Genomic DNA, 22,297 nt, shown 5'->3' on the forward strand with positions numbered 1-22,297 from the left:
TTTATTTCGATTAGTCGTTTACGATAACCCATTCGCCTGAAGTCAGCAGCGATTCGGCTTTCTTGTACTTCATGGTTTCGGTCTTGCCACTCATCACGTGTTTCACAGTAATATTGTCATTCCTGTTGATTTTCGGGGCATCGCGCACGATTGTTTCAGTAACCTGGCGTGGTTGCGTTTGTCCTGCTTCGCGATTCATCGCAGACGATTGGTCGCTATTCGGGATCTCATCTTTTGAAGTCTGGTAGTTTTCTTTCTGCTTTACTTCCCGGGCTTCCTCGATTTTAGGAGCCTGCTGCATCGGCAGGTCGCCTTTGAACAGGAAGGACACCACTTCTTTATTGACACCGTTCAGCATATTATTGAACAGGTTGAATGCTTCAAATTTGTAAATCAACAATGGATCCTTTTGCTCGTGGACGGCGAGCTGCACTGATTGCTTGAGCTCATCCATTTTACGCAAATGCTTCTTCCAGGCTTCGTCCACAATGGCCAGCGTGATGTTCTTCTCGAAATCGGCGATCAGCTGTTTTCCCTGTGTTTCGTATGCCTTTTTAAGATCCGTTACAACATTCAGCGTTTTAATGCCATCAGTGAATGGTACCACGATACGCTCAAATTTGTTGCCTTCGTTCTCGAAAACATTGGCAATAATCGGCATGGCTTCGCGTGCGCTGCGCTCGGTTTTTTCGTTATAGTATTGTGACGCTGATTTGTAGACTTTGGCCGTCAGTTCCGTTTCATTCTGCTGGTTGAATTCGCTTTCGCTAACCGGCGACGTGATTGAGAAATAACGGATCAGCTCGAATTCGAAATTCCTGAAATCGGAGGCTGCCTTGTTATTGGCCACGATCAGTTCGCAGGTGTCAAACATCATATTGGCGATGTCGAGTTTCAGTCTTTCGCCGTGTAAGGCATGACGCCTTCTTTTGTATACGACCTCACGTTGGGCATTCATGACATCATCATATTCCAAAAGCCTTTTACGTACACCGAAGTTGTTTTCCTCTACTTTTTTCTGGGCGCGCTCGATCGATTTGGTCATCATCGAATGCTGGATTACCTCGCCTTCCTTGAGTCCCATACGGTCCATGATCTTGGCGACCCTTTCCGATCCGAACAAACGCATCAGGTTGTCCTCCAGCGATACATAAAATTGTGAACTACCGACGTCTCCCTGACGGCCCGCACGACCACGCAGCTGGCGGTCTACGCGACGGGAATCGTGGCGCTCCGTACCGATGATGGCCAGACCGCCTGCCTTTTTCACTTCAGGGGTCAGTTTAATATCGGTACCACGACCTGCCATATTCGTTGCGATCGTTACGACACCGGGTTTTCCTGCCTCTTCAACGATTTGCGCTTCCTGCTTATGCATTTTGGCGTTCAGGACATTGTGCTGTACACCGCGCATTTTCAGCATGCGGCTCAGCAATTCTGAAATCTCTACCGAAGTGGTACCGATCAGTACGGGCCTTCCTGCGGCTGAGAGTTGTGTAACATCCTCAATTACCGCATTGAATTTCTCGCGTGTGGTTTTGTAGATCAGGTCATCGCGGTCAATCCTCGCCATTGGCCTATTGGTTGGGATTTCCACCACATCGAGTTTATAAATTTCCCACAATTCACCCGCCTCAGTAACGGCTGTACCGGTCATGCCGGCCAGTTTGCTGTACATACGGAAATAATTCTGCAGCGTCACGGTTGCAAAAGTCTGCGTCGCGGCTTCAATCTTCACGTTTTCTTTCGCTTCGATTGCCTGGTGCAACCCGTCAGAATAGCGGCGGCCGTCCATAATACGCCCGGTTTGTTCGTCAACGATCAGGATTTTGTTGTCCATGATGACATATTCCACGTCTTTTTCGAACAGCGTGTAGGCTTTAAGCAATTGGGTCAGGGTATGGATGCGTTCGCTTTTTACGCTGAAATCCTGGAACAGCTTTTCTTTTTCCTCGGCTTCCTTATCCTTTTCAAGATTCATTTTTTCGATGCGTGCGATTTCGGTCCCGATATCAGGCAGCACGAAAAAGTGGCTGTCGGTATCTCCGGAAAGGAATTTGATACCATTGTCTGTAAGTTCAACCTGGTTGTTCTTTTCCTCAATCACAAAATACAGTGCCTCATCGACCTTGTGCATCTCGCGGTTGTTGTCAGACATGTATTGGTTTTCGGTTTTTTGCAGCAATTGCTTGATGCCTTCTTCCGATAAGAATTTGATCAGCGCCTTGTTTTTAGGCAAACTCCTGTACGCGCGCAACAACGAAAATCCGCCATCTTTTGTATTTCCTTCTTTGATCAGTCGTTTCGCATCGGCTAAAAAACCGTTGGCCAGCTGCCTTTGCAGGTTGACGAGATTTTCGACTTTCGGACGCAGTTCATTGAATTCGTGGCGGTCGCCCTGTGGCACCGGCCCCGAAATAATCAATGGTGTCCTGGCATCATCGATCAGGACGGAATCGACCTCGTCGACAATCGCGAAATTATGCTTGCGCTGCACCAGATCAGCCGGCGAATGCGCCATATTGTCCCTTAGGTAATCAAAACCAAATTCGTTATTGGTACCATAGGTAATGTCGGCATCGTAGGCTTTTTTCCTGCCTTCTGAATTGGGTTGGTGGTTGTCGATGCAGTCTACGGTCAGTCCGTGGAACTCAAACAGCGGCGCTTTCCAGCTGCTGTCACGTTTGGCCAGATAGTCGTTCACGGTAACGAGGTGCACACCGTTTCCGGTCAATGCATTGAGGTACAATGGCAATGTGGCCACGAGGGTTTTTCCTTCACCCGTCTGCATTTCAGCGATTTTTCCCTGGTGCAGCACCATACCGCCGATGAGCTGCACATCATAGTGGATCATGTCCCAGGTGATCGCCTTTCCGGCGGCATTCCAGGAATTGGCCCAGATGGCATTGTCGCCTTCCAGCGTGATGTAAGGTTTTTCGGCTGAAAGTTCGCGGTCTTTCGGTGTGGCCTTTACGGTGACATTGGTATTTTCCTTGAATCGTTTGGCGGTTTCTTTCACCACGGCGAAAGCTTCCGGAAGGATGTCAAGCAAGGTTTTTTCTGAAATCTCATAAGCTTCCTTTTCAAGGGCATCGATATCGGCGTAAATGTCCTCCTTGACATCAATATCGTCAGTGGCCTCGACCCTGGCTTTAAGGTCTGCGATTTTTGCATCCCTGTCAGCACGGGCATCCTTGATGCGTTGCCTGAATTCTGCCGTTTTTGCGCGGAGCTCGTCGTGCGAAAGGGCTGCCATGCTGCCTTCAAGCGCTTTGATTTTAGTAAGGTAGGGCTGCAGGGACTTGACATCCTTTTCTGATTTATTTCCTACGAAAGCCTTGAGAATGCTATTTATGAAACTCATGATTTATTTAATTTCTGTTTGTAAAAATGTGTGCAAATTTAAGCAAAAAAAAAGCCTCTTGCAGAGACTTTAAGATTGATTTTTTATTTTTTAATATTCGTCCTCGTTCCAAAGGTAATCTTCGTCGGTAGGATAATCAGGCCATATTTCTTCCATTGATTCGTATATCTCGCCTTCATCTTCGATTGATTGCAGGTTTTCCACAACCTCAAGCGGCGCTCCTGCACGGATAGCGTAATCGATTAGCTCATCTTTGGTTGCCGGCCACGGCGCATCGCTTAAATAAGATGCCAATTCTAATGTCCAATACATCTATAGTCGATTTTAATATTTGATGCAAAAATAATTTTTTTACTGAAAAAGTCAAGTAAAATTCGATTTATTTTAAAAAAGTTAAGAACGTCTTTGCGAAATCCCAATCGGGTCGGATTCAATTGCAGACAAATCCTCTAAAATTTACTTCCTCGGGATCCATTTGACTTCGTCAGCGCGCAGGTCGGCTGTCAATTTCCGTGCCAGAACAAAAAGGTAATCTGAAAGACGGTTCAGGTAGGTTATGGCCAGTTCCGAAACCGGGTCAATATGGCTCAAATGTACTGCCAGCCTTTCCGCACGCCGGCACACGCAACGCGCAATATGACAATATGACACGGTCGTATGCCCCCCGGGCAGCACGAAATGCGTCATCTGAGGCAACTGGGAGTCCATATGGTCGATCTCAGTTTCGAGCAGTTCGACATCTTTTTCCGACAGGCCAAGATTCTGCAATCGGCGTTCGCCATTTTTCATGACTTCTTTTTCCGGCGGGGTTGCGAGGATCGCCCCTATAGTGAATAACCGATCCTGGATCTCGATCAGGATGTCTTTATACCTGACATCGATTTGCTGATCGCGTAACAGCCCGATGTAAGAATTGAGCTCGTCAACCGTGCCGTAGCTTTCAATGCGGATATGGTCTTTCGGCACGCGGGTACCGCCAAATAATGCTGTAGTCCCTTTGTCGCCGGTTTTGGTATATACTTTCATTATGACTTGATGGGGAAAATTGAAAACAGATTATCGTAAACAATTCACCCTGTTTATTATTGAACGTTATTTTTTGTATCGCTTTCAATGACGCCGTCCCGCAGGCGGATCACCCGATGGGCGTAGGCCGCAATATCTTCTTCATGGGTGACCAGTATGACGGTGTTGCCGTTTTTATGGATGTCGTCAAAAAGCTTCATGATTTCGACGGACGTTTTGCTGTCCAGATTTCCTGTTGGCTCGTCAGCCAGTATGATTGATGGTGTATTAACCAATGCCCTGGCAATCGCGACCCGTTGCCGCTGCCCGCCCGAAAGCTGGTTGGGCTGGTGGTCCATGCGGTCGGCGAGGTTGACCTGTGCGAGCACTTCCTTTGCGCGTTTGTGGCGTTCTGATTTGGAAAAGCCGGCGTAAATCATCGGCAGCGCCACATTGTCCAGTGCGGTGGTCCTCGGTAACAGGTTAAAGGTCTGGAACACAAAACCTATTTCCTTGTTCCGGATTTCGGCCAGCTCATTATCGCCCATGTGGCTCACGTTTTTACCATTAAGGATATAGGTGCCTGACGTGGGTGTATCAAGGCAGCCCAATAGGTTCATGAGGGTCGATTTCCCTGAGCCCGACGGTCCCATCAATGCAACGTATTCACCCTTGCTTATTTCGAGGTCGATGCCTTTAAGTACATACACGGTTTCATTTCCCAGCGCGAAATTCCGCGTGATGTCCTTGATACTTATTAATGGTGACGCCATACTTTTAATTTGAGATAAAAGTAAACAATTTGTTTCAAAGACAAACCAAACGGAGCTATACTGAAATGTTATAATATTTGGAGGCTTAATGGAAATGTTTTCAGGAAACCGATGGGTAATTTTGGGATATTAAAAATCAAAACAATCTAATTTTATGAAAACGAATTATTTATTATCGGGGTTTGCTGTGATGGCATTGGGTTTTGCTTCCTGCAAAAGTGATGGTGAGCAAAAAGCCGAAAAGACGGTGGACAGTTATGAAAAATATGCAGATTCAGTAAGCAGCGTTGCCGTAGCCGATGCTAAGACAAACTGGGCTGCTATTGAAGCTGAGTACAGCCAGCGTACTGCGGAAGCCGAAGCGGCATTGGCGGAATTCAAGGACAAGGCAGCTGCCGAAGCCAGGATTGAAAAAGCCAAGGCGAAATACACCGAGCTTAAAACACAGGTTGACGCAGAAGTAGCAAAAACGGCCACCGCTGCATCTACGACGCCGGACAGGAAGCAGGTATTGCGTGACTCTTATTTTGGAGCGGGTAAAATTGGCGAGGACATGAACTTTTCATGGGTAAACAAAGACAACATCCTGAAAGTTTACAACGATTTCTACAACGAATTTGACGCCAACAAGGATTCTTACTCAAGAGAAGATTTTGACGAGATCAAAGCCATGTATGAAGCATTGGACGCCCACAAAAATACGGTAGAGAAAGAAGGTCTTTCTTCACGTGATAACAGGAAAATCGCTGAACTTAAATTTAAGTTCGCCCCTAAGTTCAAATGGGAACGTATGGGTGCCAAGGCTGAGGAAAACGCCGACGCAAAAAAATAAATCATCAATGGCATCCTGCAGGGTGCCATTTTTGTTTATCATACCTTCATTTTGACGTGTACTCTAAAGTACACGTATTTAAGAAATCCGCCACTAATTCAGTGGCGATTTTTTTTAAATTTAAACTTATTGTAAATTATTAGTAAAAGTTTAGTAATTTTAAGTTTTTATTAACGAACGCTTTACGATGAGGCAACTTTTACTCAAAACCCTTTTGTTTTCCCTTTACGGACTGTCCGTTACGGCGCAATGCTGGAAGTCGGTGTCGCCCGGTGTTTATCACACGATGGGCATCAGGGAGGACGGTACCTTATGGGGATGGGGCGGAAATGCGAACGGACTTTTGGGCGATGGGACCACGATTGACAAGGTTTTTCCGGTCAAGATCGGAATCGATGCCAATTGGGATATGGTTTCCGCGGGCGGTTCGCATTCAATAGCACTCAAGACTGACGGCACGCTTTGGAGTTGGGGATACAACGGCTATGGCGAGCTGGGCGATGGGACACTCACCAGTAAAAGTATGCCGATACAGGTAGGCACCGCTAACGACTGGGCAATGATTTCCGCGACATACTGGTCGAACATGGCCATCAAGGATGATGGGACACTCTGGGGATGGGGACACAATGTGACTTACGGGCAGCTTGGTGACGGAACCCTGTACAATAAGAACATACCGATCCAGATCGGGACCGATAACAATTGGGAGTTCGTCTCCGCGGGATCCCGCCACACCGTAGCCATCAAGAAGGATGGCACGCTTTGGATGTGGGGCAATAATGAACATGGTGAATTCGGGAACGGGAACAATACTTCGAGCATCGTGCCTATACAGATTGGCAACGACAACGACTGGGCCGTAGCGCTTTCCGGAGAATACCACACCGTGGCGCTGAAGCAGAACGGGACCCTTTGGTCAGCGGGCTTCAATGCCGACGGCCGCCTGGGCCTGGGCGACGATATTGACGTCAACGTGCTCACTCAGGTTGGTGTTGATTATGACTGGCAATCGATAGGCATCGGCAAAGCAAATACCGTGGCCATCAAGCAGGACGGATCATTATGGGCTTGCGGGTACAATTATAACGGACTTCTCGGTGATGGTACCAATGTGGAGAAAAAGGTTCTGACAAGAGTAGGGACAGGCAATGACTGGATATTTGCCGACACGGGGGAATTCCATACCGTTGCGTTGAAAGGAGACCAGGCGATGTCAGCCTGGGGCGATAATTTTTACGGACAACTGGGCAACGGTTCGCATGTGCCGTCGTTCCTGCCTATAAATTATAGCTGCACCACACTCGGCACCGGTTCGCCGGATCCGCTGGAAGATACCTATTTATTTCCGAATCCCGCGCGCGACGTGTTGTATCTGAGCAGTGCATCCACCAATCAGATTGAGGCTGTTGCCGTTTTCGACATCTTAGGAAAAAAATATCAGAGCAGTATGAGAATCAATCGGCCATCGACGTGAACGGGTTGTCTTCGGGTGTTTATTTTGTGCGGATAACCGCCGCCGGTCAATCGAAAATGCTCCGTTTCGTAAAAAAATGATCAAACCCTGATCACAAAATCCTCTTTCTGCTGTTCCTTCCTGAAAAATACCAATCCCCATTGAAACGTGTCCACGGTTACTGTGACCCTCGGATTTTTTTTAATGATTTCCCAGGCTGATTCCATTTCAGCCGACCAGTGGATGTCATCAAAAACCCAGACCGTGTCATTGGTTGCGGTGGGCAATAAAGTATTGAAATAGCGTACTGTCGCTTCTTTGGTATGGTTGCCGTCGAAATACACAAAATCGGGTCGGTAGGTTCCGGATAACAATTCCGGCCAGGTGTTTTCGAAGCGGTCGACAACCACTCGGACGTTTCCGATGCCCGCGGCGGCGAGCGATTTTTCTGCGACCGACGCGGTTTCCGGGCAACCTTCGAGCGTAACGATCTGTGCGTCGGTGTATCCTGAGGCCAATGCGGCAGTCGCCAGGCCAAGCGATGTTCCGACTTCAAGTACCTGCTTCGGCCTGAAATACCGGACCATCCTGAAAAGCAATTCGGCCCTTTTTTTGGAAATACCCGCTGTCTTGGCTATTGCGGAGATTTTTCTGTAATCGGATTTGAATACTCTGGAGCCGGCACCAAAATCAGCCACGCCAATCAGTTCGTCATTCCCCAATAGCGCTTTCCGATATTGCCGCAGCACAGTGTACTCAGGATACTCGGTGCGATCATAAAAGCACTTTGTCACCAATTGAAACACAAATGGCGAGTGCACGCCGTGCTCGTTAGTCGATCTGGCAAGAAAATTCAAATATGATTGTATTCCAAATAACATGGGATTTTCCGGATTCAGGGTGTCTTTTTTCGGACGGGATCGATGTTGGCCAATTTTCCTATTGCTCCATTTTCGCGCTCAGTTCAAACCAGCGTTCCTCTTTTTCTTCAAGCTTGCCGATGATCTGCTGCAGCTCATTTGCTTTTTTTTCAATATCGGCATCGGCAACATTCCCGTCGGCAAAAGCCTTTTCAATTCTTGATTTTTCAAATTCCAAATCCCGGATCTCACGTTCCACTTTTTGGAATTCCTTCTGCTCTGAAAAGGACAGGCCGCTTTGGACCTGCTGCTGTTTCCATGAATTTTTTTCCGTATTTACCGCGTTCAGCTCTTTTTTTGTTGGCTCGGCGCTGTCCTCATAGGCCCGGAAATCTGAGTAATTACCCGGAAAATCCTCAATTTGGCCGGCTCCCCTGAAGATGAACAAATGGTCAACAATCTTGTCCATAAAGTAACGGTCGTGCGATACCACAATCAGGCAGCCCGGATAATCCAACAGGAAGTTTTCCAAAACGTTCAGGGTCACGATATCGAGGTCGTTTGTAGGCTCATCCAGGATCAGGAAGTTCGGGTTTTGGATCAGTACCGTGCACAGGTATAGCCGCTTTAACTCACCGCCGCTGAGCTTCTCAACGTAATCGTGTTGTTTTTTCCTGTCGAAAAGGAACCGCTCGAGCAATTGCCCCGCCGAAATGGTCCGGCCTTTCATGAGCGGGATGTATTCGCCGTATTCCTTAATGATATCGATGACTTTCTGGCCCGGTTTTGGATTGATGCCGCTTTGGGTATAGTAGCCCACCTTGATCGTGTCGCCGGTCACGACTTTCCCCGCATCTGGCGGTATCGTACCGGTCAGCAAATTGAGGAACGTCGACTTCCCCGTGCCGTTTTTCCCGATGATCCCAACGCGCTCGCCCCTTTGGAAATCATAACTAAATCCGTCAAGGATTACCTTGTCCTTAAAACGCTTGACGAGCTTATGCATTTCGATGACCTTGCTGCCCATGCGCTCCATGTTGATTTCCAGTTCGACCTGGTTTTCTTTGCGGCGGCTTTGCGCTTTTTCCTTGATTACGTAAAAGTCATCCTGTCGCGATTTTGACTTGGTGGTACGCGCTTTAGGCTGTCGCCTCATCCAGTCGAGTTCTTTTACGAACAGGTTCTGCGCCTTATCGATGCTCGCATTTTCTGAGGCAATGCGCTGTTCTTTTTTCTCAAGGTAGTATGAATAATTGCCTTTATACTGGTAGAGTTTTCCGTTGTCGAGCTCAATGATCTCGTTGCACACACGCTCGAGGAAAAACCGGTCGTGCGTGACCATGAACAAAGTGATATTTTCTTTGGCGAAGTAACTTTCCAGCCATTCAATCATTTCAAGGTCAAGATGGTTTGTCGGCTCGTCGAGGATCAGCAGGTCAGGCCGGTTGATCAGGATGATTGCGAGCGACAGCCTTTTTTTCTGCCCTCCCGAAAGGCTTTTTACCTTGAGCTTAAAATCCTCGAGCTTGAGCTTGAAAAGGATTTGCTTGAATTGCGTCTCAAAATCCCAGGCGTTGAACTGGTCCATTTTGTCAAACGCGCGCTGGTAGGCTTCTTCATCGGAAGGATTTTCCAGTGCGTGTTCATATTCCTCAATCACTTTGAGTATCGGATTATCTGACGCGAAAATGCTTTCCTCAATCGTCAGCTCGTCCTGAAGGTCAGGCACCTGTGACAGGAAGGCCATCTTGATTTCCTTTCGCATCACCACCTTACCGGAGTCCGGTTCATCAATACCATTTATGATGTTCATGATTGTGGTTTTTCCGGTACCGTTTTTCGCGATGAAGGCAATTTTCTGGTCTTTATTGATGCCGAATGAGATGTTTTCAAACAACACGCGTTCGCCAAACGACTTCGATATATTTTCTACAGAGAGGTAATTCACAGGTATATTTTTTGCAAAAGTAACTTTTTAAGCGGAAAGTCGGGGGTGCCGGAAGTCCAAAAACCCGAATGCACGCAAGTAATTGACTTAATTTGTCAATTATTAATTATTTTCGCAGCACAAACTTTACCCGATGCCCAAAACGATTTTTCCACTCATCCTGATGTTCGCAGTATGCTTCATAACGCCGGCATCAGCTCAGAACACGCGTATCAGCGACCACAATACGATCGGTTGGTACGGCGTTACCGGAAATTTCAGGCTCAGCGATAAATGGGGTTTTGTTACCGAATACCAATGGCGCCGCAACAAGCTCATTACCGAGTGGCAGCAGGGGCTTGCGCGGATTTCGGCCAGCTACCAGATCCATCCCAAAGTACAGTTCCGTCTCGGGTACGGCTGGGCCAAAACCTATGCGTATGGCGAAATCCCGATCAACCGTTTCGGGAAGGATTATCACGAGCACCGCGCTTTCGAGGCCGTTACGATTACCGACAACGTTTCAATCCTCGGGCTGACGCACCGGTTCATGCTCGAGCAGCGATGGGTTGGGCGGTACACAAGCGAAGCGCTTGATAAGGAAGACCAGTTTCCGTTCAGGAACCGTTTGCGTTATATGTTCCGGGCACAGGTTCCGCTGAAAGGGCAGCAAAGCGTAAACAGCACGCCATACCTTGCGATGTTTAATGAAATTTCGGTAAACTTCGGAAAGCACGTCGGTGAGAATGTTTTCGACCAGAACAGGCTTGGATTGCTTTTTGGTTACCGGTGCAGCGACATTTTCACTATCGAGGCCGGGTACATCAGCCAGATATTACAATTCGGACGCGAGATCGACGGCAATAATGTGTTTCAATACAATAATGGAATTATGGCGAGTGCCCTTTTTAACTTTGATTTGAGAAAAAATAATAAGGTGTCGAAATAACCTGGTGAGCCGGCGGAAATTTTCCTTAGCGGCGTGAACCCTGAAACTGCCATTTTGCAAACTAATCCCAGCTAAAAATGAAGCTCTCCGTAATCATCCTAAATTACAACGTCCGGTATTTTCTCGAGCTTTGTGTCCTGAGCGTACTCAAAGCAACGGAAAATATCGAGGCTGAGGTGATTGTCATAGACAACCATTCTTCAGATGACAGCTGCGCGATGATGAAGTCCCGTTACCCGCAGGTACGGCTTATAGAGAACCATGAGAATTCGGGCTTTCCCAAAGGCAATAACATCGGTGTAGCACAGGCCAAAGGCGAGTACCTCTGCATCCTGAATCCCGATACGGTGGTCGCAGAAGATACTTTTTCTAAAGTGCTGGCGTTCGCCGGGGATCAGGACGATTTCGGCATTGCAGGCGTAAAGCTGATTGATGGTACGGGCCATTTCCTTCCGGAAAGTAAGCGCGGCGTGCCCACGCCTTGGGTCGCGTTTACGAAGATTTTCGGGTTGTATAAAATCGCCCCAAAAGCATTCGGGAAGTACTATGCGATGCATTTAAACGAAAACCAATCGGGAAAAGCGGACATTCTCGTGGGTGCATTTATGCTGATGAAACGCGACCTGTACAACGAATTGGGTGGTTTCGATGAAAACTGCTTCATGTATGCCGATGACATCGACCTGTCCTACAGGGCGTCACTGCTTCGCAAACAAAATTATTATTTCCACAACACTTCCGTCATACATTATAAGGGGGAAAGCACCGTAAAAGACGCCGTATACATGAAGCATTTCCGTGACTTCCTGAATTTCTTTTACACAAAGCATTTTAAGAAATCGGTATTTTTTGATGTGATGGCGCAAGCCGGCGCGTTTTATTTTTCGTTGGTCAAGACCGTACAGGGCAAGCCGAAACCGAAAGTGAAACCGGAGCACATCCTCCTGATTTCAGAAGATGACCTGCTGCGCCGCAGGCTTGAGGCGCATTATGGCTTTACGATCGGGATGGCTGCATCGGTTACGGCGCAAACGTTTTCGGAAAACCGTAACATACAACTGGTGTTCGACAATCATTTTGTCGATTTCCGGACCATCATTGCGGCATTTGAAATGGGCAAAGGGAAATCGGTGACCTTCCGGATTATCCCGCAAGGAGCTGATTTTATGATCGGTAGCGACAGCAGTTCCGACCGCGGTGAAGTCATCCGGTTGCCGAAATGAGGAAGTTTCCGGCGCTGCTGAAATTTACGCCATTCGTAGCCAAAACTCAAAAAAAACATTAATTTTGCACCGATAAAACTAAAACCACCTTTCAGGGTAACAATATGGCAAGATTTGAACTGAAACTCCCGAAAATGGGAGAAAGCGTTGCAGAAGCGACCATTACCAATTGGTTAAAAGAAGTGGGCGACACAATTGAAGCCGATGAAGCCGTACTGGAAATTGCGACGGATAAGGTCGATTCTGAAGTGCCTTCTGAGGTGAGCGGAGTGCTCGTCGAAAAATTATTCCAAAAGGACGATCTGGTGCAGGTGGGCCAGACCATTGCCATCATTGAGGTGTCTGGCGGCGTGGCTGTTGACGCACCCTCTGAAGCGACAATGGAGAAAAATGGCGACATTGACGCCGTAGAGAAAACCGTCGAGACTGCGAAGCAAACCGTCGCGGCACCGCAGGATTTTTCCGGTTCCGAGAAATTCTTCTCGCCGTTGGTTAAAAATATAGCGAAGGAAGAAGGCGTTTCGGTAGCTGAACTCGAATCAATCAGCGGAAGCGGCAAAGATGGCCGCGTGACCAAAGACGATATCTTACAATACATAGCGGGCAGGAAAGCGCCTCAGGCTGCAAGTACGCAGGCGCCGGCAGCCAAACCGGCCACTCCGGCACCCGCCGCGCAGGCTGTCCCTGTTTCAGTAAATGGTGGTGACGAGATTGTCGAAATGGACCGCATGCGCAAACTGATTTCCGGGTACATGGTCGCTTCGGTACAAACATCGGCGCATGTACAGTCGTTTATCGAAGTGGACGTGACCAATATCGTGAAATGGCGCGACAAGGTGAAAAATGCCTTTGAGAAACGCGAAGGCGAGAAACTCACGTTCACCCCGATTTTCATGGAAGCCGTAGCGAAGGCGCTGAAAGACTTCCCTGGAATGAACATCTCGGTTGACGGCGATTACATCATCAAAAAGAAGAACATCAACCTGGGTATGGCGGCGGCCTTGCCGAATGGGAATCTTATCGTTCCTGTTATCAAGAATGCAGACCAGTTAAACCTTGTAGGCATGGCGAAAGCCGTAAACGATCTGGGTAACCGCGCCAAAGCCGGAAAGCTTAAGCCGGACGACACACAGGGCGGCACTTACACTGTCACCAACGTTGGTACTTTCGGCAGCGTGTTCGGCACGCCGATCATCAACCAGCCGCAGGTCGGGATTTTAGCCTTGGGTGCGATCCGTAAAGTGCCTGCCGTCATCGAAACACCTGAAGGGGATTTCATCGGCATACGCCAGAAAATGTTCCTTTCACACTCTTATGACCACCGTGTGGTTGATGGGGCACTGGGTGGAAGCTTTGTGAAAAAAGTTGCGGATTATTTGGAAGCTTTTGATGTGAACAGGGATTTTTAATAATTGACTATTGACACTTAATAATGGAAGCCTTTCATCTGAGAGGCTTTTTTTTCCTGATAAGCAGGTCGTTACGTTCATCTTAAAGATGCACCTCAGATTCCAAACGGTTTTTATTTTTCATATATTAGCTAAACCATAACAATTTGACATATGAAAAATAAAACTATCCTGACCTTGTTGATTTCGACTTTACTTACAATATCTGCTTTTTCACAAAGTTGGGTAAACGATCCATCATTCAATCCTCAGGACGGGGGGTATTGGAACGGTGCGAACAATATCATTTACGTAAACGCTGTACAGCCGGATAACAGGATTGTCATTTCGGGAAGTTTCACCAGGTATAAAGACTATGACAGGAACAGGATTGCAAGGATTAATCCTGATGAATCTCTTGATTTGTCTTTCGATCCCGGAACCGGACCAAACGATGATATTTCGGCGATTGTACTCCAACCCGATGGGAAAATCATCATTGGCGGAAATTTTACAACTTACAATGACATTCCTGTTAATCACATTGCCAGACTTAATGCTGATGGATCGCTCGACAGTAGTTTTAATACTGGCACAGGTGCGAACGATGCGGTAAGCTCAATTTTGTTGCTCTCGGATGGGAAGATTGTTGCCGGGGGAAACTTTACAGCTTTTAACGCAAATAATTATAAAAGAATCGTAAAGCTCAATACTGACGGATCTGTAGACGGTAATTTTACAACCGGAACAGGATTTAATGGCAATGTGCGTGGATTGGCGTTACAGGCAGATGGAAAAATTTTAGCCGTTGGTGAATTTTTGGAATATAATTCCCAACCATCGAACTTAATTGTAAGGCTTCATGAAGATGGTGCCAGAGACGTTTCATTTACACCTGCATCAATTAATGACATTGTCACCAAAACACTGGCGCAGGATGACGGAAAAATAATAATTACAGGTGAATTTTCTTCCGTAAATGCGGTACAAACCGGAGTCATCGCGAGGTTGAATAGTGATGGTAGCCTGGACTCTGGATTTTACGTTCCGATAACACCCGTTTATAATACTATCACCGATGCAGTTTTTACACCGACGGGAAAGCTCATTGTAGCTGGTTATTTTAGTACTAATGGGGATACCTATGCGCATAATATCTGCAGGCTGAATACTGATGGCAGTCTGGATGAAACCTTTTACTCCAGGGCAAATAATTTAGGTTTTTTTTCAGACCTCTCTTTGCAATCAGACGGAAATATTATCGTCACGGGAAGTTTTGATTATTACGACAAAACAAACAAAAACCGTTTTGCCCGCCTTCATGAAGATGGTACAATTAATATTGATATACCTGTCAACGCGGGAACCGGAGCTGATAATTACATCGCGCGAACCATTGTGCAGCCTGATGAGAAAATATTGGTAACAGGAAGATTTACTCATTTCAACGGCTCGGCACAAAGCAAGATTGTACGACTGCTGCCGGACGGCGACGTGGATCCGGATTTCAATACGGGAACAGGATTTAATGATGATACAAGGGTAATGGCTCGTCAGGCCGATGGTAAAATTTTGGTTGCAGGCAATTTTACAAGTTTTAACGGGCAGGAGGTGAATAAGTTTGTAAGATTGAGCCCGGACGGCAGTATGGATAGTGCTTTTATTCCTAACATTGGGTTTGATCAAACTATTAATAATATTGGAGTACAGTCGGACGGGAAAATAATTTTAACCGGAGTATTTTATTTTACCGTCGACTTTTCTGTACACTATGGTGTTATCAGGTTAAACATTGATGGAAGCATCGATCAGGATTTCATGGACACTTTGAGCGCGATCCCAGCATCGCTTTTAGCGGACCACGTTTCGTTATTGATTACTCCAGATGATAAGATTGTGCTTGGACGCCAATCAGGTTTCACCAATAATGCAATATTATTGAGGTTAAATTCGGATGGATCTCAGGATTTAAGTTTTACTCCCGTGGTAGGTTTGAATTTTGAAGGAGTTAGAAGCATGTCACTGCAGCCTGATGGCAAAATAGTTTTTGTCAAAGTCGGAATCGGGACATGTACACTTTTGAGGATTAATGGAGACGGGACTACTGACAATAGCTTTTTGTCGGGAACTAGTGTTTCATTCTCGGGGAGTTTCAACAAAATACTTGTACAGCAGGATGGGAAAATGATTTTATCAGGTAGTTTCACAACTTATAATGGGATTCCGCGATTCGGACTCGTAAGGCTTAACAGTAATGGAAGCGTAGATGAAAGTTTTAGTATTAACTCTGTAACGTTTGAGAATGGCATCGGTGGTTATATTTTTGATATTGCTTTTCAATCTGGCAAAGTCATTGCCTGTGGCGAATTTGCATTTTTCGGAAACACAGGGCGAAACCGGATCACACGTATTATGGCCGCGGATGATCTGTCAACAGGGAATATGGGTGACGTATTGGATAATGATATCAGGATTTATAAAGACAGCGGTATTTTAAATATAAAATCGCTTTCAAGCAAGATATCGACAGTCAGTATATATGACTTGAGCGGAAAACTGGTTTTACAGAGTAAACGTCTGGATAAAAACGAAGTGTCAATTCAGGATGTATTGCCTTCCAATTCATTTTTAATAGTAAAAATCGTGTTGGCAGACAACTCGATGGTTACTAAAAAGTTCTGCTTTTAATTTATTAATTTTTCAGATTAAAAGTAACCCCTTATACATGCCGGAAATCGGAATATCATTATCCAATGAAAAAGCCCTATTATGAAAATCTGATGGTTTGCATAATCAATGTTTTTTTCACTACCGGCCCTGAGCCAGCAATAATCGTTTGACGAAAGTTTCGGGAAAGAAGGCAAAGTAGTCATCTCACTCCAGGAACAATATGATTATGATGCCATCACTTCAGTATTCATAAAGCCGGATGGCAAGATTATCTGACAAGTAATATATTCATTAAAGATGTCTTTAAGGAAGGGGATGATGATAAATTGTATAAGAACCAATTATTGGCCGATGGGAAAATATTATTTACAGGGACTAGCTATCATGATGAAAAAGCAAACCCGTTGTTGTTGCAATTGAATGACGATGGGACTTTAGATCCTGCATTTGGTGAGGGCGGGGTCTTTTCGCCCCGTTATTAATAATACCAATACTTATATGAGCACAATAGCCATGCAGCCTAAACGGTAAACTGGTACTTGGAGGCTCGATAGATATCGGTTCAGAATACTAGGATACCATATTGCTGAGGTTTAATTCGGATGGTTTAAGGATCACGGATTTAGGATCAAATACGCTTTCTGTTTACCCGAATCCTGCTTCGGATTTTAATTTTACCCTACCACAGGCTGATGAAGTCACCATTGGCCTGTTTGACATTTCAGGCAAAAAAGCAGCTACGTCGGTTTCAAACACTGATTTCTCTGCAGGTCTGAATTCCATAAAATTAAATCTACCGGCGTCGCTTTCAACGCATTTATTTCCTAAAAATTTCTAACGGAACTGAATCATCAGTTATTAAATTAGTGAAGTGAGTCGGTACCACGCGAAATGACATACAGACCCCACTGAATTATAAGGGGGTTTTGTTTTTACATATATCAGCTTTACCAAAACAATTGACAATGAAAATAAAACTTTTTATTGGCGGGCTATTTCTTTTTGCTACGATGAACGCCCAGTTTACCTTAGACCAAAACTTTGGTATTGGTGGAAAAGTCACCACCCCCTTTGGCGCCGGCACGGCAATTGATATCATTTACGCTTTGGCAGTGCAGCCTGACGGAAAAATAATAGCGGCCGGAGAATCCATAATTGGCGATAACGGTTTTTTTGCACTGGCACGATTTACGGCCGATGGTGTTCTTGACAGCACTTTTGGGGACAATGGAAAAATACTGTTACCATACGGAGGAGAGCATCATGGCGCGAATTGTATGCTATTGCAAACGGATGGTAAAATAGTAATCGGAGGAAAACAGGAAAACAACAGTAGCACTGATTTTGCCATTTTCAGATGCAATCCTGATGGCAGCCCTGACAATACTTTCGGGGTTAATGGATTAGTCGTGACAGACTTCGGTGGTGATGACGGTGTTTCTGATATCAAATTATTGCCGGACGGCAAGATATTCGCTGCGGGGATTGGTGACAGGGATTTTGCATTGGCGCGGTATAATGTTGACGGGACTTTGGATACCACGTTTGGCGAGAATGGCACCATAAAGATTAATTTTGGAATGAATAATGCTGCAGATTACAGCAACGATTCGGCATCAAACCTCTCGATATTGCCCGATGGCAAATTGTTGCTCGCCGGAACAACTGATATGGAAAATATTCCAGAAGCCTGGCATTTCGGTATCGTTAAATTAAATGCTGATGGCACTCCCGATGCAGGTTTTGGGGTAAATGGCATTGTGACGACTGATTTCGGAAGCATTGAATTAGGAGAAAGGATTTCGATCAGGCCAAACGGGAATATCCTTGTAAGCGGCGTTTATTACTACAATGGTTTCAACAACAGCAAGATTGCCCTGGCTGAGTATTTGCCTGATGGGTCACTCAATCCTGCCTTTGGCATTGACGGAAAGGTGATTTCAGATTGCGGAACCAATTACTCCATCATATTTTTTCGTGATGCTGAATTACAAAATGATGGGAAATTGCTTGTTACAGCAGTAGCTCAGCCCCAAAGCGGAGAACGGGGTTTTTTTACAACCCGATACTTGCCAGATGGGGCCTTAGATACCGATTTTGGAACCGCCGGAGTCTTAACAACGGTGTTTGAGGACATGGCAGCATCGATCGCTGTAAAAACGGTGGGTAGTGACATATATGTTGCCGGCGCCGCGTCCGTGTCAGAAAATGTCGATTTTGCCTTGGTGCGATACAAAGAAATGCCTTTGGGCAGTAATGATTTAACCGGTGCAGATTTTAAAGTGTACCCGAATCCCTTCACAAACTACATCAATGTCAAATTTAATTTATCAATAACAGAAAATCTGTCAGTTGACCTGTACGACATTACGGGAAAGAAAATATGTTTCCTCAATTCCGGTATTTTTCATACAGGCGAAAATTCCCTGAATTTGAAATTCCCTGAAAGCTTGGCGAACGGTTTATACTTACTGAACATTTCAAATGGTAAAGCGTCATCGGTAGTAAAGGTTATAAAGTGATTTTTTTTGCAGATTGAAACCACTGCAATTAAACACTTAAATCTTACTGCGAAAAATCTATCTTTGCATCTTATTCAAGCAAAATGGAACTCAAACTACACCGCCCGATCTGTTTCTTCGACCTCGAGACCACCGGAATCGATATCTGTAAGGACCGCATCGTCGAGATTTCGATACTAAAGGTCTTCCCCAATGGCAACAAGGAAAGCAAAACATGGCTTGTAAACCCTGAGATGCCCATTCCGCCCGCCTCGACCGCCGTGCACGGCATCAGCGACGAGAAAGTGGCCCATGAGCCCACCTTCAGGGATTTGGCTCATACAGTATACAATATTATTAAGGATTCAGATCTTGCGGGGTACAATTCTGACCGTTTTGATATTCCGTTGCTCGCTGAGGAACTGCTGCGGGCCGGGTTGGACTTCGACATGAAGTCGCGTGTCTCCGTAGATGTGCAGACGATTTTCCACAAGATGGAAGAGCGTACGCTAAGCGCCGCACTGAAGTTCTATTGCGGGAAAAATCTTGAAAATGCGCATTCCGCTGCCGCAGATACCGAAGCGACCTATGAGATCCTCAAGGCACAGCTGGAGCGTTATCCCGAACTGGACAATGACATGAAATCCTTGTCCGAATTTACTACCAGGAAAAAGATTGCCGACTTCGCAGGCATGATCGCCTTTGACAAGGATGATGAGGAGATTTTTACCTTCGGGAAGCACAAAGGCGCAAAGGTCGAAAAGATCCTTGAATCGGAGCCCGGCTACTTCAGCTGGATCCAGAACGCCGATTTCCCCTTATACACTAAAAAAGTCCTGACAGCGATTAAGCTCAGGAAACTGAATAACAAGTTTAATTAGGCGCAGGATTCAGCACACGGTTGCAAGGCTCAGGGCAGAAATCCCTTCGGACAAAACGCCCTAGCCCCGATTGAAATGGAAATCCTTTTGCTTTGTTCTTTACAAAGCAAAAGATTGAAATGAAAAGCGGGAATAGCTCCAAATCCTGAATCCTGAACCCTGAACCCTGCAATATGAAACTCATCTGCATTGGCCGCAATTACGCTGCCCACATCGAAGAACTTAAAAACGAGCGCCCGGCCGAGCCGGTGGTGTTCTTGAAACCGGACTCTGCCATATTGCTCAAACAGCATCCGTTTGTCATCCCGGAATTTTCCGATGACATCCACCACGAAATCGAAATTGTCGTCAGGATAAACAAGGTTGGGAAGTACATCGAGCCGAAATTCGCACACAAGTACTATGATGAAATCAGTGTTGGGATAGATTTTACCGCGCGCGACCTGCAGCAAAAGCTTAAGGATAAAGGCCTTCCGTGGGAAAAAGCCAAAGCGTTTGACGGCTCGGCAGTCGTTGGAGAATTTTTGCCCAAAACCCAATTCGAATCAATAGAAAACCTTACATTTGAGTTGACCAATAACGGGAAGACCGTCCAAAAGGGGAATAATTCGCATATGCTGTGGAAGATTGACGAGCTGATCTCTTACGTTTCGCAATTTTTTACGCTCAAGATAGGCGACCTTATTTTCACCGGCACCCCGGAAGGCGTAGCGGCCGTAAAACCGGGCGATGTGCTGGAAGGATTTCTTGAACAAAACAAACTATTCAGAATACAGGTAAAATAATGGCCCTAAATTATAACTTAGCAAAGGTCTACGCGATTTCGGAAAACGACACCGAATTCGTGCTCCAGATCGTTTCGCTTTTCATATCAGAAGTCCCGGCTGACCTGCAACTGGTCAGGGAGGGCATCGAGCAGAAGAACTACAAACAGGCGTACAGCTTCGCGCACAAGATCAAGCCCACGCTGGACCTGCTGGGGATGACCGTCGCCTTCGAGGAAATCCTCGTGGTAGAGGAGTGGACCAAACGCGAAGGCAAGCGCAAGGAAATCAAGGATACCTTCAAGGATATTGAGGAAAGGGTCGAGAAGGCGGTGAAGGAGATCAGGAAAGATTTTAATTTGTAAATCTGCCATTTTGAAATCCAAACCATGAAAGCATCCATTATCACTATTGGCGACGAAATCCTTATCGGGCAGATTGTCGACACCAATTCCGGATTTATAGCCAAAGCGCTTGATAAAATAGGGATCGAAGTGGCAGAAATGCGCTCGATTTCAGACAATAAGCAACACATTCTCGATACGTTCAGCGAACTTCAGGATGATTCCGATCTTGTGATCGTAACCGGAGGCCTCGGTCCCACAAAAGACGATGTCACTCGGAATACCTTTTGCGAATATTTCGGGGACAGCCTCGTCAGCAACGCCAAAGTCCTGGAACACGTCACCAAATTGATCCACAATTACACCGGCAATACCAATCCGTTACTGCAAAGCAATATCGATCAGGCACTGGTTCCGTCGAAAGCGACGGTGCTGTTCAACCAATACGGCACGGCGCCCGGCATTTGGATGAAGAAAGGCAATACGGTCTTTATATCGCTACCCGGCGTGCCGTATGAGATGAAGGGACTCATGGAACATGAGGTGATCCCACGGATTGTGTCTGAGTACCGCAGGCCATACATCATCCACAAGACCGTCATGACCTACGGCATGGGCGAAAGCATGATTGCCGACCGGATCGCGGATTGGGAAAACAGCCTGCCGGCTTTCATCAAACTGGCTTATTTGCCGAGTCCGGGAAGGGTACGGTTGCGCCTTTCCGCACGCGGCAGCGACAAAAACGAGCTCGAAAGCGCAATTGCTGAAAATATAAAATCGTTGTCCGGACTTATATCGGATGTGATTGTCGGGTTTGAAGAAGAGGAGACGATTGAAAAAATGCTTGGCAAATGGCTGACAGATAAAAAGCTGACCGTCGCTACGGCAGAAAGCTGCACGGGTGGGAAAATAGCCCAGACACTGACGTCGGTTCCGGGTGCGTCGGCCTATTTCTGCGGCAGCGTTGTTGCCTATCAGGAAGCGATTAAGACGGATGTACTGCAAGTTCCTACGGAGACCATAAACCGGTTTTCGGTGGTTTCCAACGAAGTGGCCGAAGCGATGGCGCTGGGCGTCAAACGCATCATGAAAACGGATTATGCGATTGCCACAACCGGCAACGCAGGTCCCGGCAAGGACAACACCGATAAGGACGTGGGAACCGTGTGCATTGCACTGGCTTTGCCTGACGGAAGCGTCATTTCCAACGAGTTTAAATTTGGCCAGCCGCGTGAAAAAGTCATCGACAGGGCGGTAAACAAATCGCTTGAAATGCTGCAGAAAGAAATTTTGAAATTTGTGGAATAATTATTTTGCGCATAGGTTTATTTTTCTTTTCTTTGCACCCTGATTTTGAATA

At 46.3% G+C, this 22,297-nt stretch carries 20 protein-coding genes; 14 read left to right on the forward strand and 6 right to left on the reverse strand.

What is annotated here, in order from left to right; translation table 11 throughout:
* Positions 1–10: 10 nt before the first annotated feature.
* The 4 genes from secA to HYN48_RS07890 all read right to left on the reverse strand — a co-directional run bounded on the left by secA (position 11) and on the right by HYN48_RS07890 (position 5,142).
* Positions 11–3,364 carry a preprotein translocase subunit SecA gene (secA, locus tag HYN48_RS07875; RefSeq protein ID WP_108370584.1) on the reverse strand — a complete coding sequence of 1,118 codons (3,354 nt, stop codon included), beginning with the start codon at positions 3,362–3,364 and terminating at the stop codon, positions 11–13.
* A gap of 90 nt (positions 3,365–3,454) precedes the next feature.
* The gene (locus HYN48_RS07880; RefSeq protein WP_022828503.1) at positions 3,455–3,676 is read right to left on the reverse strand and encodes a DUF2795 domain-containing protein; all 222 of its coding nucleotides are present in this window, start codon (positions 3,674–3,676) and stop codon (positions 3,455–3,457) included.
* 144 nt (positions 3,677–3,820) lie between these two features.
* Positions 3,821–4,390, reverse strand: a complete 570-nt coding sequence (locus HYN48_RS07885; protein WP_108370585.1) for a cob(I)yrinic acid a,c-diamide adenosyltransferase — start codon at positions 4,388–4,390, stop codon at positions 3,821–3,823.
* Positions 4,391–4,446: 56 nt separating this feature from the next.
* The gene (locus HYN48_RS07890) at positions 4,447–5,142 is read right to left on the reverse strand and encodes an ABC transporter ATP-binding protein (RefSeq protein WP_108370586.1); all 696 of its coding nucleotides are present in this window, start codon (positions 5,140–5,142) and stop codon (positions 4,447–4,449) included.
* 154 nt (positions 5,143–5,296) lie between these two features.
* On the opposite strand from HYN48_RS07890, the gene HYN48_RS07895 reads away from it, so the two are divergent.
* From HYN48_RS07895 to HYN48_RS15395, 3 genes are all read left to right on the forward strand, one after another.
* Complete coding sequence (locus tag HYN48_RS07895) at positions 5,297–5,974, forward strand: hypothetical protein (protein ID WP_108370587.1); 678 nt, start codon at positions 5,297–5,299, stop codon at positions 5,972–5,974.
* A gap of 187 nt (positions 5,975–6,161) precedes the next feature.
* Complete coding sequence (locus HYN48_RS07900; RefSeq protein ID WP_108370588.1) at positions 6,162–7,451, forward strand: RCC1 domain-containing protein; 1,290 nt, start codon at positions 6,162–6,164, stop codon at positions 7,449–7,451.
* On the forward strand, positions 7,448–7,531 hold the full coding sequence (locus HYN48_RS15395; protein WP_425433124.1) for a T9SS type A sorting domain-containing protein: 84 nt from the start codon (positions 7,448–7,450) through the stop codon (positions 7,529–7,531). The genes HYN48_RS07900 and HYN48_RS15395 overlap by 4 nt, the downstream gene beginning before the upstream one ends.
* On the opposite strand, the gene HYN48_RS07910 is transcribed toward HYN48_RS15395, so the two are convergent.
* Both HYN48_RS07910 and HYN48_RS07915 read right to left on the reverse strand, forming a co-directional pair.
* Complete coding sequence (locus HYN48_RS07910) at positions 7,532–8,311, reverse strand: O-methyltransferase (RefSeq protein WP_108370590.1); 780 nt, start codon at positions 8,309–8,311, stop codon at positions 7,532–7,534.
* 58 nt (positions 8,312–8,369) lie between these two features.
* Positions 8,370–10,238 (reverse strand): ABC-F family ATP-binding cassette domain-containing protein, encoded by a 1,869-nt coding sequence (locus HYN48_RS07915; protein WP_108370591.1) that lies wholly within the window; start codon positions 10,236–10,238, stop codon positions 8,370–8,372.
* Positions 10,239–10,371: 133 nt separating this feature from the next.
* Here HYN48_RS07915 and HYN48_RS07920 point away from each other — a divergent pair, with 133 nt between their 5' ends.
* From HYN48_RS07920 to HYN48_RS07970, 11 genes are all read left to right on the forward strand, one after another.
* On the forward strand, positions 10,372–11,166 hold the full coding sequence (locus HYN48_RS07920; RefSeq protein WP_108370592.1) for a DUF2490 domain-containing protein: 795 nt from the start codon (positions 10,372–10,374) through the stop codon (positions 11,164–11,166).
* Positions 11,167–11,243: 77 nt separating this feature from the next.
* Positions 11,244–12,389 carry a glycosyltransferase family 2 protein gene (locus tag HYN48_RS07925; RefSeq protein WP_108370593.1) on the forward strand — a complete coding sequence of 382 codons (1,146 nt, stop codon included), beginning with the start codon at positions 11,244–11,246 and terminating at the stop codon, positions 12,387–12,389.
* A gap of 104 nt (positions 12,390–12,493) precedes the next feature.
* A complete protein-coding gene (locus HYN48_RS07930) occupies positions 12,494–13,798 on the forward strand; it encodes a dihydrolipoamide acetyltransferase family protein (protein WP_108370594.1) in 1,305 nt (434 codons plus the stop codon).
* 153 nt (positions 13,799–13,951) lie between these two features.
* Positions 13,952–16,465: a T9SS sorting signal type C domain-containing protein gene (locus tag HYN48_RS07935; RefSeq protein WP_108370595.1), complete on the forward strand. Its 2,514-nt coding sequence runs from the start codon at positions 13,952–13,954 to the stop codon at positions 16,463–16,465.
* A gap of 326 nt (positions 16,466–16,791) precedes the next feature.
* Positions 16,792–16,929, forward strand: coding sequence for an NHL repeat-containing protein (locus tag HYN48_RS15400; protein WP_425433125.1), 138 nt, complete (start codon positions 16,792–16,794; stop codon positions 16,927–16,929).
* A 101-nt stretch (positions 16,930–17,030) separates the two neighbouring features.
* Positions 17,031–17,285 carry a T9SS type A sorting domain-containing protein gene (locus HYN48_RS15405; protein ID WP_181248441.1) on the forward strand — a complete coding sequence of 85 codons (255 nt, stop codon included), beginning with the start codon at positions 17,031–17,033 and terminating at the stop codon, positions 17,283–17,285.
* 127 nt (positions 17,286–17,412) lie between these two features.
* Positions 17,413–18,969 carry a T9SS type A sorting domain-containing protein gene (locus tag HYN48_RS07950; protein ID WP_108370598.1) on the forward strand — a complete coding sequence of 519 codons (1,557 nt, stop codon included), beginning with the start codon at positions 17,413–17,415 and terminating at the stop codon, positions 18,967–18,969.
* A gap of 83 nt (positions 18,970–19,052) precedes the next feature.
* Positions 19,053–19,829, forward strand: coding sequence for a 3'-5' exonuclease (locus HYN48_RS07955; RefSeq protein WP_108370599.1), 777 nt, complete (start codon positions 19,053–19,055; stop codon positions 19,827–19,829).
* 173 nt (positions 19,830–20,002) lie between these two features.
* Complete coding sequence (locus HYN48_RS07960) at positions 20,003–20,614, forward strand: fumarylacetoacetate hydrolase family protein (protein ID WP_108370600.1); 612 nt, start codon at positions 20,003–20,005, stop codon at positions 20,612–20,614.
* Positions 20,614–20,958 carry an Hpt domain-containing protein gene (locus HYN48_RS07965; protein WP_108370601.1) on the forward strand — a complete coding sequence of 115 codons (345 nt, stop codon included), beginning with the start codon at positions 20,614–20,616 and terminating at the stop codon, positions 20,956–20,958. The genes HYN48_RS07960 and HYN48_RS07965 overlap by 1 nt, the downstream gene beginning before the upstream one ends.
* A gap of 24 nt (positions 20,959–20,982) precedes the next feature.
* Complete coding sequence (locus tag HYN48_RS07970) at positions 20,983–22,245, forward strand: CinA family nicotinamide mononucleotide deamidase-related protein (RefSeq protein ID WP_108370602.1); 1,263 nt, start codon at positions 20,983–20,985, stop codon at positions 22,243–22,245.
* Positions 22,246–22,297 lie beyond the last annotated feature (52 nt).

Source organism: Flavobacterium magnum, from assembly GCF_003055625.1.
GTDB lineage: Bacteria > Bacteroidota > Bacteroidia > Flavobacteriales > Flavobacteriaceae > Flavobacterium > Flavobacterium magnum.